The 13,006-nt window shown below is 62.3% G+C and carries 13 protein-coding genes and 1 pseudogene; 11 read left to right on the top strand and 3 right to left on the bottom strand.

All coding sequences use genetic code 11. The annotated features are described in order from the left end of the window. Positions 1 to 18 precede the first annotated feature (18 nt). The 4 genes from gatC (at position 19) to NKJ04_RS28655 (ending at position 3,251) form a co-directional block, all read left to right on the top strand. Positions 19 to 306: an Asp-tRNA(Asn)/Glu-tRNA(Gln) amidotransferase subunit GatC gene (gatC, locus tag NKJ04_RS28670; protein ID WP_023812958.1), complete on the top strand. Its 288-nt coding sequence runs from the start codon at positions 19 to 21 to the stop codon at positions 304 to 306. An 8-nt stretch (positions 307 to 314) separates the two neighbouring features. Further along, entirely contained in the window at positions 315 to 770 is a 456-nt protein-coding gene (locus NKJ04_RS28665; RefSeq protein ID WP_352678703.1) for a GNAT family N-acetyltransferase, read from the top strand. Continuing rightward, entirely contained in the window at positions 770 to 2,335 is a 1,566-nt protein-coding gene (locus NKJ04_RS28660) for an amidase (RefSeq protein ID WP_023812956.1), read from the top strand. The genes NKJ04_RS28665 and NKJ04_RS28660 overlap by 1 nt, the downstream gene beginning before the upstream one ends. Positions 2,336 to 2,459: 124 nt before the next feature. After that, complete coding sequence (locus tag NKJ04_RS28655) at positions 2,460 to 3,251, top strand: YdcF family protein (protein WP_352553072.1); 792 nt, start codon at positions 2,460 to 2,462, stop codon at positions 3,249 to 3,251. Here the strand turns inward: NKJ04_RS28655 and NKJ04_RS28650 are convergent. Further along, the gene (locus NKJ04_RS28650) at positions 3,230 to 3,943 is read right to left on the bottom strand and encodes a DUF599 domain-containing protein (RefSeq protein WP_027161543.1); all 714 of its coding nucleotides are present in this window, start codon (positions 3,941 to 3,943) and stop codon (positions 3,230 to 3,232) included. The two genes, NKJ04_RS28655 and NKJ04_RS28650, sit on opposite strands and share 22 nt — an antisense overlap. Positions 3,944 to 4,123: 180 nt before the next feature. Here NKJ04_RS28650 and NKJ04_RS28645 point away from each other — a divergent pair, with 180 nt between their 5' ends. The 4 genes and pseudogenes from NKJ04_RS28645 to NKJ04_RS28630 all read left to right on the top strand — a co-directional run bounded on the left by NKJ04_RS28645 (position 4,124) and on the right by NKJ04_RS28630 (position 7,554). Next, a complete protein-coding gene (locus tag NKJ04_RS28645) occupies positions 4,124 to 5,527 on the top strand; it encodes an L-serine ammonia-lyase (protein WP_352678699.1) in 1,404 nt (467 codons plus the stop codon). Positions 5,528 to 5,603: 76 nt separating this feature from the next. Continuing rightward, positions 5,604 to 6,041, top strand: a complete 438-nt coding sequence (locus tag NKJ04_RS28640; RefSeq protein ID WP_013531780.1) for a DUF1489 family protein — start codon at positions 5,604 to 5,606, stop codon at positions 6,039 to 6,041. Between the two features lie 84 nt (positions 6,042 to 6,125). Further along, positions 6,126 to 6,856 (top strand): annotated as a pseudogene (locus tag NKJ04_RS28635) (vWA domain-containing protein). Then, positions 6,856 to 7,554 (top strand): DnaJ domain-containing protein, encoded by a 699-nt coding sequence (locus NKJ04_RS28630; RefSeq protein ID WP_023812952.1) that lies wholly within the window; start codon positions 6,856 to 6,858, stop codon positions 7,552 to 7,554. Before NKJ04_RS28635 ends, NKJ04_RS28630 begins: the two are co-directional and overlap by 1 nt. 46 nt (positions 7,555 to 7,600) lie before the next feature. Here the strand turns inward: NKJ04_RS28630 and NKJ04_RS28625 are convergent, their stop codons facing one another. Beyond that, positions 7,601 to 9,010 (bottom strand): D-alanyl-D-alanine carboxypeptidase, encoded by a 1,410-nt coding sequence (locus tag NKJ04_RS28625; protein ID WP_128303603.1) that lies wholly within the window; start codon positions 9,008 to 9,010, stop codon positions 7,601 to 7,603. A gap of 285 nt (positions 9,011 to 9,295) precedes the next feature. Between NKJ04_RS28625 and NKJ04_RS28620 the strand changes: the two genes are divergently transcribed. The 3 genes from NKJ04_RS28620 (at position 9,296) to clpA (ending at position 12,727) form a co-directional block, all read left to right on the top strand. Further along, positions 9,296 to 9,625: a phasin family protein gene (locus tag NKJ04_RS28620; RefSeq protein ID WP_013531776.1), complete on the top strand. Its 330-nt coding sequence runs from the start codon at positions 9,296 to 9,298 to the stop codon at positions 9,623 to 9,625. Between the two features lie 297 nt (positions 9,626 to 9,922). After that, positions 9,923 to 10,252 (top strand): ATP-dependent Clp protease adapter ClpS, encoded by a 330-nt coding sequence (gene clpS / locus NKJ04_RS28615; RefSeq protein ID WP_023812950.1) that lies wholly within the window; start codon positions 9,923 to 9,925, stop codon positions 10,250 to 10,252. Between the two features lie 6 nt (positions 10,253 to 10,258). Then, the gene (gene clpA / locus NKJ04_RS28610) at positions 10,259 to 12,727 is read left to right on the top strand and encodes an ATP-dependent Clp protease ATP-binding subunit ClpA (protein ID WP_352678693.1); all 2,469 of its coding nucleotides are present in this window, start codon (positions 10,259 to 10,261) and stop codon (positions 12,725 to 12,727) included. Positions 12,728 to 12,785: 58 nt separating this feature from the next. Here the strand turns inward: clpA and NKJ04_RS28605 are convergent. Then, the coding region (locus tag NKJ04_RS28605) for an IS3 family transposase (protein WP_352678690.1) at positions 12,786 to 13,006 on the bottom strand (221 nt) is incomplete at its 5' end.

Raw genomic sequence — 13,006 nt, 5'->3', positions numbered from 1 at the left:
TTTCCCCGAGGCAAAAACATGTCCGTAGATCTTCAGACAGTGAAGCGCGTCGCGCATCTCGCCCGCATCGCGGTGAGCGAAGAAGACGCCGAACGGATGACCGGCGAGCTGAACGCCATTCTGGGCTTCGTCGAGCAGCTGAACGAGGTCGATGTTTCCGGTGTCGAACCAATGACCTCGGTGACGCCGATGGACATGAAGAAGCGCAGCGATGTCGTCACCGACGGCGGCAAGGCGGCCGACATCGTCGCTAACGCGCCGGCGACCGAAGAGAACTTCTTCCTCGTGCCGAAGGTCGTGGAGTAAGTCGGCCGATGGCAATCGAGATCGCCATTGAGAAGCCGCTCCAGGACGACGTGCGCAGGCTGGTCACGGAACTCAACGAGACCTTGCTCGAACTGACGCCGCCGGAGCATTGCTACCATTTGACGGTCGAGCAGATGGCCGGTGAGGACACGACGGTTTTCATCGCCCGCGATAATGGCCTGGCCATTGGCTGCGGCGCGCTGAAGCGTCATGACGGCGCCATTGGCGAGGTCAAGCGCATGTATATCAGGCCGTCGCATCGCGGGCAGAAGATCGGCGCGAAAATCGTTGAGCGGGTCGAATCGCTGGCGCGCAACGAGGGGCTGAAGCACCTGGTGCTGGAGACGGGCGATCGTCATCCCGCGGCGTGGACAGTCTACGAACGCGCCGGGTTTTCGCGCTGCGGCCCGGTGCTGGATTATCCCGATTCTGAGTGGTCGGTGTTTTACGAAAAGAGCCTTTGATGAGCGACCTGACCCAGCTGACGATTTCACAGGCCCGCGCCAAGCTGCGCGACAAGGAAATCACCGCGACCGAGATCACCGAGGCCTATCTCGGCGCTATCGAGCGCGCCAATCCGGCGCTCAATGCCTATGTCGCCGTGACCGGCGACAAGGCGCGCGACATGGCCAAGGCGTCCGACGCCAGGCTGGTCAAGGGCGAGGGCGGTGCGCTGGAAGGCATTCCGTTGGGGATCAAGGACCTGTTCGGCACCGAAGGCGTCCACACGCAGGCTTGCAGCCATGTGCTCGACGGGTTCAAGCCGCGCTACGAATCGACCGTTACGTCAAATCTGTGGGCCGACGGCGCCGTTATGCTCGGCAAACTCAACATGGACGAGTTCGCCATGGGCTCGTCCAACGAGACGTCCTACTATGGCCCGGTCATCAATCCGTGGCGGCGCTCGCGCCTCGATACTGCGGTGATGCCCACGACGCATCAGGGCGACGGCGGCTTCGTTTCGGCCGGCGGCACGAGGACCGTGCGCAGCCTGGACAATGCGCAGTTGGTGCCGGGTGGCTCTTCTGGCGGGTCGGCCACGGCAGTCTCCGCCTTCCTGTGCGCCGGCGCGACCGCGACGGACACTGGCGGCTCGATCCGCCAGCCGGCCGCCTTCACCGGGACGGTCGGCATCAAGCCGACCTATGGCCGCTGCTCGCGCTGGGGTATCGTCGCGTTCGCCTCGTCGCTCGACCAGGCCGGCCCGATCGCGCGCGACGTACGCGATGCCGCGATCCTGTTGAAATCGATGGCCTCTGTCGATCCGAAGGACACGACGTCGGTCGACCGGCCGGTGCCGGATTATGAGGCGGTGATCGGCAAGCCGATCAAGGGCATGAAGGTCGGCATTCCCAGGGAATACCGCGTCGACGGCATGCCCGAAGAGATCGAAGCGCTGTGGCAGAAGGGCATTGCCTGGCTGAAGGACGCCGGCGCCGAGATCGTCGACATTTCCCTGCCGCATACGAAATACGCGCTGCCCGCCTATTACATCGTGGCGCCGGCCGAGGCTTCGTCCAACCTCGCCCGCTATGATGGCGTCCGCTACGGCTTGCGCGTGCCGGGCAAGGATATCGTCGACATGTATGAGAAGACCCGCGCCGCGGGTTTCGGCCGCGAGGTCAAGCGCCGCATCATGATCGGCACCTATGTGCTGTCGGCCGGCTATTACGACGCCTACTATCTGCAGGCGCAGAAGGTGCGCAATCTGATCAAGCGGGATTTCGAGACTGTCTTCGCCGCCGGCGTCGATGTCATCCTGACCCCGGCAACGCCGTCCGCCGCCTTCGGCATCGCCGACGAGGACATGGCTGCCGATCCGGTCAAGATGTACCTGAACGACATCTTCACCGTCACTGTGAACATGGCGGGCCTGCCGGGCATCGCTGTGCCCGCCGGGCTCGACGCCAAGGGCCTGCCGCTCGGCCTGCAGCTGATCGGCCGGCCGTTCGATGAGGAAACCCTGTTCCAGACCGCTGCCGTCATCGAGCAGGCCGCAGGCACGTTCCAGCCGGAGAAGTGGTGGTAGGGACGTCGCTCGTCTAGCGCATGCCCTGAAAGTCGAATCGATTTTCGGAAGGATCCTGCGCAAAATCAAAGTGTTAGCGTCCTTTGAGCGCGCACGCCCGCGCGGCGCTGCAATGGGGTGAGCGATGTTCTTCTACCTGTCCAAGATCTTTTGGTTCTTCATCCAGCCGCTGAACCTGGCGATCTTTCTGCTGCTGGCGGGATTGCTCGCGGCCATGATCGGGCGCCGGCGGCTGGCGGCTACCGGCAGCGTGCTGGCATTTCTGGTCCTTGCGCTGTCAGCGTGGACGTCGCTCGGCGCCATGATGCTCAATCCGCTGGAAGAGCGCTTCGCGCGCCCGCCGCTGCCGGCAAAGGTCGACGGCATCGTCGTGCTCGGCGGCGGCTTCGAGGGCGCCATCAATCTGGCGCGCGGCGGCTATGAGTTGAACAGCAGCGGAGATCGGATGGTCGAGACCGCAGTTCTGGCCCGGCGCTTTCCTACCGCCAAGGTGGTCGTCTCCGGCGGCACCGGCGCGTTGTTTCTCGATGGCGAGGGCGATGCCGCAACCGCGCCGCGCCTGCTCACCGCGCTTGGCGTGGCCGCCGATCGTCTGATCCTGGAGAACAAGTCCCGCAACACCTATGAGAACGCGGTCTTCACCAAGGAGTTGCTAACGCCGAAGCCCGGCGAGACCTGGCTGCTGGTGACTTCGGCCTTCCATATGCCGCGCGCCAAGGCGCTGTTCGACAAGGCCGGTTTTGCGACTGTTCCCTGGCCGGTCGACTATCGCACCTCGGGCAAAGAAGGCATCGGCCTGTTCCGCGACAATCCAGCCGATTCGCTGCAGGCCGCCACCATGGCCATCCGCGAATGGATCGGGCTTTTTGCCTACTGGCTGTCAGGCCGGATCGATCAGCCTTTTCCAGGCGGCTGACCGATCACCGCCTGCCTGGCGGCCGAGAAGAACTGGCGCCGCACCAGAACGGCCAGCAGCAACAGCGTCGACAACACGAACACCATTGGGTCGACGAACCAGCCGAGATAACCGATCGAGAAGAACACGCCGCGCAGGCCGGAGTTGAAGTGCTTTCCGGCCAGCATGTTCATTTGCGCCGCACGCCACACCGCCGTTTCGGTGACCGGATTGCGTGAGGCTTCGCCATGCGGGATCGGCACGGCGCCGATCAGGATCGTGCAATAGTTGAACAGCCGGTACGCCCAGCCGAATTTGAAGAACGAAAACGCCAGGATCAGCACCAGCCCGAACACCTTTATCTGGAAGGCCGCGCGCGACGGCGCGCCACCCAGGGGCAGGTCGCTGAGCACTTCAAGAACCCGGTCGGATGCGCCGAGCAGGGCAAAACAGCCGCCGATGGCGATCAGCGAGCTGGAGGCGAAGAAGGCGGTGCCTTGCTGCAGCCCGCTCATGATGGCGGTATCGACGATGCGGATCTCGCGCTCGGCCATGGTCCGCATCCAGGCTTGCCGCTGTGCATTCATCGCCGTCGTCAGTGACATGCGGCTGACCAGCTTGCCGTCGGAGGCGAACGTGTGCAGCAGCCACGCGACGAGGAAGAAGGCCAGCGCCGCGAGATCGGCTGTCGAAAGATCGAGGGAATCGCCCATGGCCTGAATTTAGCACATTCAGCGCGATCGCTTCGATGTCCGCCTACAGCGATAAGGCACCAATGTCGCTGCCGGAGCAAACAAGGTCGGCGGGTGCAGCGCCGCGATTTCCAAAAGAGCGGAAACATCGTGGGAATTCCTATATGTAGTCATCGACCTGACGCCAGGAGACAACGCCGCGTGTTCCTTTCGGTTTTCGACCTGTTCAAGATCGGCATAGGACCCTCGAGTTCGCACACGATGGGGCCGATGACAGCCGCTGCGCGGTTTCTCGACGAGGTCGCGGGACATGACTGGCCGCGTCCGGCGGGCGTCAAGGTCGATCGGCTTGGCGCAAGTCTGCACGGGTCACTCGCCTACACCGGTATTGGCCACGGCAGTGATCGCGCCGTCATGCTCGGCCTTGCCGGCCTGACGCCGCAGACGGTCGATCCCGACCAGGCCGATGGCATTGCCAGCCGCATCGCCGCCGAAAAGCGCATTTCGCCGCCCGGCCATCCCGCCTATCGCTTCGATCCGGCCACCGATCTGGTGCTGGACCGCAAAACGCCGCTCACCGGTCACGCCAACGGCATGGCGTTCTACGCCTATGATTCCGGCGGCCGCCTGCTGCTCAAGCGCATCTATTATTCGATCGGCGGCGGCTTCGTGGTTTCCGAAGAAGAACTGCAGCGGATGAAAGCCAAAGGTTCGGTGACAACCGAAGGCAAGAAAGTGCCTTATCCGTTCAAGAATGCGGTCGAGATGCTGGCCATGGCCGGCAAAAGCGGCCTTTCCATCGCCGACATGAAACGCGTCAACGAGGAGACGCAGATGACGCGCGAGGAGCTCGACGCCGGCCTCGACGGAATCTGGAGCGCCATGAAGGGCTGCATCGACCGTGGCCTGTCGCAGGATGGCATCATGCCGGGTGGGCTGAAGGTGCGCCGCCGTGCCCGCATGCTGCACGATAAGCTGCAGGAGCAGTGGCAGCAGAACAAGCCCAATCCTTTGCTCGCCAATGACTGGCTGTCGATCTACGCCATGGCCGTGAACGAGGAAAATGCCGCCGGCGGCCGCGTCGTCACCGCGCCGACCAATGGCGCTGCCGGCACGCTGCCGGCGGTGCTGCGCTACTGGCTGCATTTCCATCCCGAGGCGGACCAGCCGAGCATTCGTGATTTCCTGCTGACGGCTGCCGCCGTTGGCGGCATCATCAAGACCAACGCGTCGATCTCGGGCGCCGAGGTCGGCTGTCAGGGCGAGGTCGGCTCGGCATCGGCGATGGCGGCGGCCGGCCTGTGCGCCGTCATGGGCGGCACGCCCGAGCAGGTCGAGAATGCCGCCGAGATCGCGCTCGAACATCATCTCGGCATGACCTGCGATCCGGTCGGCGGGCTGGTGCAGGTGCCGTGCATCGAACGCAATGCGCTGGGCGCGGTCAAGGCGGTGACGGCAGCGTCACTGGCCATCAAGGGCGACGGCATCCATTTCGTACCGCTCGATGCGGCGATCGAGACCATGCGCCAGACCGGCCTCGACATGAACGAGAAGTACAAGGAAACCAGCCTTGGCGGGCTTGCAGTCAACGTCGTGGAGTGCTGAAGGCTGGCCTAAACCGCTACTGTGGAGAAGTCGATCCGGTCGTTGACGCGTTCGCGTGCAGGACTAACCTTAAGCGATGTCTCTCAATCTCATAAAACTCTGTGTCGGCTGCGACAGCGTCGAGGATCTCGAAGAGTGGATCGCCTTCCGCCTCGACGAGCGGCGGCGCGCCGGTGAGCCGGTCGAGCAGTATCACACCACCCGTATGATGCCGACGCGCGGCGCCGAGGTTACCGATGGCGGTTCGCTCTATTGGGTGATCAAAGGCAATGTGCAGTGCCGCCAGTTGATCACCGAAATCCGGCCGTTCACCGACAGTGAAGGCATAGGCCGTTGCCATCTGATACTCGACCCCGAGGTTGTACGCACCGACTGGCAGCCACGCCGGGCTTTTCAGGGCTGGCGCTACCTGAAGCCGGCGGACGCGCCGCTCGATCTGGGTAAGGGCAAGGCCGGATTGATCGAGATGCCGCCGAAACTCAGGCGCGAGCTGGCCGATCTCGGTCTGCTCTGACCCCAGGTGGCATCACCGCCTGGCCCTTTGCACTGCCCGATGTGGGGCTTGCAAGCGATGTGGCAACGCCACATCTTGTTTTTCATGAGCGATAAGAAGCAGCCTGTGCCAGCGGGGACCAATCCTGCGCCGATCAAGCCTCAATCCAACGCGGAGAGATCGACGCCTTCATTCGTCAGGCGAGGACACTTGCCGCGTCGGCGACCGGTTCGGGCAGGCTGATCCTTGCTCTCGACGCAACAATGAGCCGCCAGCCGACCTGGGATCTGGCCTGCACGCTGCAGGGCCAGATGTTCGACGCCGTCGGCAAGGCCGGAACCCTCAGCGTGCAACTGGTCTATTTTCGTGGTCTCGGCGAGTGCCGTTCGTCGGCTTTCGTGAGCGACACCAACGCCTTGAAGCAGCTGATGACGCGGATCGAATGCCGTAGCGGCCACACCCAGATCGGCAAGGTCCTGACGCATGCGTTGAAACAGACGGCGGCCGCCAAGGTCAATGCGCTGGTCTACATCGGCGACGCGATGGAAGAGAATATCGACGATCTGGCCGAAAAGGCCGGCAGCCTCGGCCTTCATGGCGTTCCCGTCTTCGTGTTTCAGGAAGGCCATGATTCCGGCGCAGAAAAGGCGTTCAAAGAGATTGCACGGCTGTCCAAGGGGGCTTGGTTTAGATTTGATCGGCGGGCTGCCGCGACCCTGGCAGGACTGCTTTCGGCCGTCGCCGTGTTTGCGACCGGCGGGTTAAAGGCGCTCGAAGCCAGGGGCAGGCCGGAAGACCGGCTGATGATCGAGTATCTGCGGGGCGGCGGAAAATAATGGGCGCGATCATCGCTTTTGGAGCGTTGCTTCTGCTGCTCCTCGGCGCAGTGACGATCTTTCTGCGTGCCGAGCCGGCGAAACTGGCGAGCACGCTGCGAACGCTCGGGCCGGCTCTTCTGGCACTTGTCGGCGTCGCCGTGCTTGTGGTCGGCCGGGAAGGCATCGGCGGCATGATTCTCACCGGCGCAATTGCCTGGTATGGTTCCATGCGCATGAAACGCCAGCCGGCCGGGCTTGCACCGGGCAAACGCTCGACGGTGCGCACAGCGGCATTGGAAATGGAACTCGATCACGATACCGGCGGCCTCGAAGGACTGGTCCTGGCTGGCCGCCACGAAGGCAAGATGCTTGGCGCGATGGGGCTGGCGGAATTGCAACACCTCTACCGCGAACTCTCCGGCGATCCGGAGAGCCGACAGCTGCTAGAGACGTATCTTGACGGCAGATTTCCCGTCTGGCGCAAAAACGCTGAGACGAACGGTGGCGAAGGGCTGGGTGTTGCGCCAGGTCCGGGCGCCATGACTAAGGAGGAGGCCTACAAGGTCCTTGGTCTTGAAGCGGGGGCCGCCGCGGCGGATGTCCGCAAGGCGCACCGCCGCCTGATGCAGCGCCTGCACCCCGATGTCGGCGGCACGTCTTTCCTGGCGGCGCGGATTAACGAAGCCAAGGACGTCTTGCTCTCCAATCACAACTAGTCTCCTTCGACGCAGAATTTTTCCGGGAGATGGCTTGCACGCCGTCCTACTGCTGGACGGCGTAGCACTCGATGTTCTTCTTCTTCAAAGCGGTACAGGCCTTCCAGGCGGCGGTCTTCGAACCGAAGCCACCGAAGCGGGCGCGGTAGTAGGTGACGCCATCCTTGTCGAAGGCGACAGTGAAACCGGAAGCGTCCGCCAGCACCTTGGGCGCCTGCTTGGTGGTCTTGTCGAGAAAGGCCTGGGCCTCGGACTGCTTGGGCGACGAGGCGACCTGAATGGCCCAACCCGAAGGCACCGACGCGGTGTTGACCGGGTCGACAGCCGCCGGCGTCGGCTCGGCATAGGCCGCTACAACCTGGGCCGTCGCGACTTGGGGGGCTGAAACGATGACGGTCTTGACCTTTCTGGTCTTGACGACGGGGGCTGCTTCTTCGGCCTGCGCGGTATCGTCTTCCGCGACCGTGGCGTCCTCGGCAACGGTGACATCGTCCTGCGCTATGACAGGCTTGTCGTCCGGTGTCGGAGCGTCATGCTTGGGCAGGAGAACCTTGGCAAGGGCGGTGATCGGGTTGTTGCCACCGGCCTTGGCGACCAGATCGCCACCACCGCGAGTCGACGCCCTCGGCAGATAGGTGTTGATCAAGCTGGCCATCTGATTGTCGCGGCTGCCGCCCGAGGTGCCGCCCATGACCACGCCGACGATGCGGCGATTGCCATCGGAAACCGATGAGACGAGGTTGAAGCCGGAGGCGCGGGTGTAGCCAGTCTTGATGCCGTCGACGCCCTTGATGCGTCCAAGCAGACGGTTGTGGCCGTTGATGCGCTGGCGCCCATAGAGAAAGGAGCGCTGCGAGAAATAGCCGTAATACTGGGGAAAATGCTCGCGCAGCGCGATGCCGAGCGTCGCCATGTCGCGCGCGGTGGTGAACTGGCCGGGGTCGGGCAGGCCATTGGCGTTGCGGAACACGGTGCCGTTCATCCCCAGCGCACGCGCCTTGGCGGTCATCATGCGGGCAAAAGTGGTTTCATTGCCGCCGAGCATTTCGCCGAGCGCGGTGGCCGAGTCATTCGCCGACTTGGTGACGATCGACAGGATCGCGGTCTCGACCGTGACGGAACCGCCCGGCTTCACGCCAAGTTTCGTCGGCGCCTCGGCGGAGGCCTTGGCGGAAAACACCACTGGCGTGTTCCTGCTGATCTTGCCCTTCGCCATCGCTTCGAAGGTCAGATACAGCGTCATCATCTTGGTCAGCGAAGCCGGATAGCGCCTGCCGTTGGCGTCGGCGGAGTAGAGCACTTTGCCGGTCTTGGCATCCACGACGATGGCCGCCTGCCTGGCCGCCAGCGACGAGGCAACGTCGCCAAAAACGAATGTCATCGCCAGGGCGATGATCATCATCGTTTTGAGAGGGGAGGTAGATTTGGAAACGATGCCCAACAACGCCTTACGCACTGGTACTTCCCTTGGATTTCTTCGTTGCGTTGGAGGCGGCAAAGGGTCCTGCCTCGCTTCCGGCCAAGCTACCGGCGCAGCGTTACCAATCCGTTTATGGTAACCGCCGCGTTCACCATTTTCTTCGGGCTTGTGGCTCTCTTTATTCGATTTTTAGCCATTGGCTGCGCAGGCGGGTCCGGAAGCCCGCGAAATCTTGACTTTTGTGCGGCGCACAATATATTATCTTGCATTGCACAAGGGCGCCCCGAAGAAGGACGCTTCAACCGTCAAGGGAATCGTGAAATGACCCAGACCTATGAGGACTTCAGCAAATACGGCAAAGAGTTCGCCGACACCGGATTGAAGAGCTTTGCGTCGCTGTCCAAGGGCGCGCAGGCGATTGCCACCGAAGCTGGTGAATACACCAAGAAGAGTTTTGAAACCGGCAGCGCCACGGTGGAGAAGCTGTTTTCAGCCAAGTCGCTGGAAAAGGCGATCGAGATCCAGTCGGATTACGCCAAGCAGTCCTATGAGGCGTTCGTCGCCGAGGCCACCAAGATCGGCGATCTCTATGCCGAACTCGCCAAGGAAGCTTACAAGCCATTCGAATCGATCGTTGCCAAGGCAAAGTAATTTTGCCCGGGCGAACTGATTTCGCCTGACGTGACCCCAGATTCAGCCTTTGAACCCGAGAAAAAGCCCGGCCACGGAAACGCGGCCCGGCTTTTTCGTGTCAATTTCCGTTCCAGAGCCTCGCGCCCCTTCACGATTGCGAAAATCGTCCAAGTTTGGTGACCTAGCCATATTGTCAGCTAACCAGAAGGGCTTAAAATCGTACATCGAACACCTACATGTCGAACTCGCATGGGGAATCGAAAGAGGCAGGAATACGTGACGATCGGTTTGACTGCCACGAGACGAGTGGTGCGGATGCAAGACGGCGACGGTAACGGCAATGGGGCCGGCCGTGGGACGGCCGTCATCACGCGCACCAAAACCAAGACCAAGAAGCCCAGCCTTTATCGGGTCCTCATCCTCAACGACGACTACACTCCGATGGAGTTCGTGGTTCACGTGCTGGAGCGTTTTTTCCAGAAGGATCGCGAAGCCGCCACACGCATCATGCTTCATGTTCACAATCATGGAGTGGGCGAGTGCGGGGTCTATACATTCGAGGTGGCCGAGACCAAAGTGTCCCAGGTCATGGATTTCGCCCGACAGAATCAGCATCCGCTGCAATGCGTGATGGAGAAGAAGTGAGGTAACATGCCGGCTTTCTCCCAAGGCCTGGAAAAGGCGCTTCACCAGGCGCTGACGCTCGCCAATGAGCGGCACCATGAATATGCAACCCTAGAACATCTGCTGCTCGCGCTCATCGACGACACCGAGGCGGCCGCCGTCATGCGCGCCTGCAATGTCGATCTCGATGAGCTCAAGCACACGGTTCTCACCTATATCGACACCGAGCTCGACAACCTCGTCACCGGTTACGACGAGGACTCCAAGCCGACCGCCGGTTTCCAGCGCGTCATCCAGCGCGCGGTGATCCATGTGCAGTCGTCTGGCCGCGAGGAGGTTTCGGGCGCTAACGTCCTCGTCGCCATCTTCGCCGAGCGCGAGAGCCATGCCGCCTATTTCCTGCAGGAACAGCAGATGACCCGCTACGACGCGGTCAACTACATCTCGCACGGCATTGCCAAGCGTCCGGGCGCATCGGAGACACGCTCGCCGCGCGGTGCCGATGACGAGCAGGGCGGCCAGAACGGCGCCGAGCCACAAGAGGAAAGCGGCAAGAAGAAGCAGCAGCAGGATGCGCTGACGGCTTATTGCGTCAATCTCAACAACAAGGCCAAGGCCGGCAAGATCGACCCGCTGATCGGCCGCGAGTCCGAGATCAACCGCACCATTCAGGTGCTGTGCCGCCGCTCGAAGAACAACCCGCTCTATGTCGGTGATCCCGGCGTCGGCAAGACGGCGATCGCCGAGGGTCTGGCCAAGCGCATCGTCGAGGGCGACGTTCCCGAAGTGCTGCACAACGCCACCATCTTCGCGCTCGACATGGGCACGCTGCTCGCCGGCACGCGCTATCGCGGCGATTTCGAGGAACGGCTGAAGCAGGTCGTCAAGGAACTCGAGGACTATCCCGGTGCCGTGCTGTTCATCGACGAGATCCATACGGTCATCGGCGCAGGGGCTACTTCAGGCGGCGCCATGGATGCGTCCAACCTGTTGAAGCCGGCGCTGTCATCGGGTGCGATCCGCTGCATCGGCTCGACCACCTACAAGGAATTCCGCCAGTTCTTCGAGAAGGACCGTGCTTTGGTGCGGCGCTTCCAGAAGATCGACGTCAACGAACCGACCATCGCGGACGCCATCGAGATCATGAAGGGCCTCAAGCCCTATTATGAGGAGTTCCACAAGGTGAAGTTCACCAACGAGGCGATCAAGGCCTCGGTGGAGCTGTCGGCACGTTACATCAACGACCGCAAGCTGCCGGACAAGGCGATCGACGTGATCGACGAGACCGGCGCCTCGCAGATGCTGGTTCCGGAAGCCAAGCGCAAGAAGACGATCGGCATCAAGGAGATCGAGGCGACGATCGCCACCATGGCCCGCATCCCGCCGAAGACGGTTTCGGCCGATGACGAGAAGGTGCTGCAGGGTCTCGATATCGAGCTGAAGCGCGTCGTTTATGGCCAGGACACCGCGATCACCGCGTTGACCTCGGCGATCAAGCTGGCACGTGCCGGCCTGCGCGAACCGGAGAAGCCGATCGGCTCCTACCTGTTCTCCGGCCCGACCGGCGTCGGCAAGACCGAAGTGGCCAAGCAGTTGGCCGCCTCGCTCGGCGTCGAGCTTATCCGCTTCGACATGTCGGAATATATGGAACGCCACACTGTCTCGCGGCTGATCGGCGCGCCTCCCGGCTATGTCGGCTTCGACCAGGGCGGTCTTTTGACGGACGGCGTCGACCAGCATCCGCATTGCGTGCTGTTGCTTGATGAGGTCGAGAAGGCGCATCCGGACCTGTTCAACATCCTGTTGCAGGTTATGGACCATGGCAAGCTGACCGACCACAACGGCAAGCAGATCGACTTCCGCAATGTGATCCTGATCATGACCACCAATGCGGGCGCGTCGGATGCGCAGCGTGCGGCGATCGGCTTCGGCTCGACCAAGCGCGAAGGCGACGATGTCGAGGCGATCAACCGGCTGTTCACGCCGGAATTCCGCAACCGTCTCGATGCGATCATCCCGTTCGGCTCGTTGCCGGTGCCGGTCATTCATCAGGTGGTGCAGAAGTTCGTCATGCAGCTCGAGGCCCAGCTTTCCGAGCGTGGCGTCACCTTCGACCTGTCGGCGGATGCGATCGCCTGGCTCGCCGACAAGGGCTATGATGAGCGCATGGGAGCGCGGCCGCTCGGCCGTGTGATCCAGGAGCACATCAAAAAGCCGTTGGCCGACGAGGTGCTGTTCGGCAAGCTCAAGAAGGGCGGCACGGTGCGCGTCACCGTCGAGAAGAAGGAAACCGGCGAGACCGGCCTGAAGCTCGAATCGCTCGCCGACGAGGCGCCGGTGAAGCCGAAGAAGGAAGAGCCGGAAGAAACGCCGAAGCCCAGAAAAGCCGTGGCGAAGAAGCCGACGGCGAAGAAGCTGGTGGCGCCGAAGCCTGAAGCCAAGGGCAAGGACGGCGGCAAGCGCAGTCTCGTCCCGCAACTGCCCCGAAAGAACTGACCTTGACGAAAGGCGAAAAAAGCCCCGGAAATGAACTGACCCCATAAAGTTGGACGGTTCATTGAGTTGGTAGGTTTAAGGGCTGGTTCCTGTATTGCACAGGGGCCAGCCCTTTCAGTTTCAGTTTGATGCGGCGGTGGTTGTAATAGTCGATGTAGTCCGTGATGGCGTCGTCCAGGCTTTGAACGGTGTCAAAGGTTCCGGGATGGAAGAGCTCGGATTTGAGGATGGCAAAGAAGCTCTCCATTGGGGCGTTGTCGAGGCAATTGCCTTTGCGTG

The organism is Mesorhizobium sp. M0618 (assembly GCF_040320765.1).
In the GTDB taxonomy this organism is placed as follows: Bacteria; Pseudomonadota; Alphaproteobacteria; order Rhizobiales; family Rhizobiaceae; genus Mesorhizobium.
This window is presented reverse-complemented; position numbering and strand designations above follow the sequence as displayed.

Bases quoted from the DNA above. Each gene is read 5' to 3' on its own strand.
- NKJ04_RS28655 (WP_352553072.1), top strand. From the start codon at position 2,460: ATGTTCTTCTACCTGTCCAAGATCTTTTGGTTCTTCATCCAGCCGCTG.
- gatC (WP_023812958.1), top strand. From the start codon at position 19: ATGTCCGTAGATCTTCAGACAGTGAAGCGCGTCGCGCATCTCGCCCGC.
- clpS (WP_023812950.1), top strand. From the start codon at position 9,923: ATGCAAGACGGCGACGGTAACGGCAATGGGGCCGGCCGTGGGACGGCC.
- NKJ04_RS28650 (WP_027161543.1), bottom strand. From the start codon at position 3,943: ATGGGCGATTCCCTCGATCTTTCGACAGCCGATCTCGCGGCGCTGGCC.
- NKJ04_RS28640 (WP_013531780.1), top strand. From the start codon at position 5,604: ATGTCTCTCAATCTCATAAAACTCTGTGTCGGCTGCGACAGCGTCGAG.
- NKJ04_RS28665 (WP_352678703.1), top strand. From the start codon at position 315: ATGGCAATCGAGATCGCCATTGAGAAGCCGCTCCAGGACGACGTGCGC.
- NKJ04_RS28630 (WP_023812952.1), top strand. From the start codon at position 6,856: ATGGGCGCGATCATCGCTTTTGGAGCGTTGCTTCTGCTGCTCCTCGGC.
- NKJ04_RS28660 (WP_023812956.1), top strand. From the start codon at position 770: ATGAGCGACCTGACCCAGCTGACGATTTCACAGGCCCGCGCCAAGCTG.
- NKJ04_RS28620 (WP_013531776.1), top strand. From the start codon at position 9,296: ATGACCCAGACCTATGAGGACTTCAGCAAATACGGCAAAGAGTTCGCC.
- clpA (WP_352678693.1), top strand. From the start codon at position 10,259: ATGCCGGCTTTCTCCCAAGGCCTGGAAAAGGCGCTTCACCAGGCGCTG.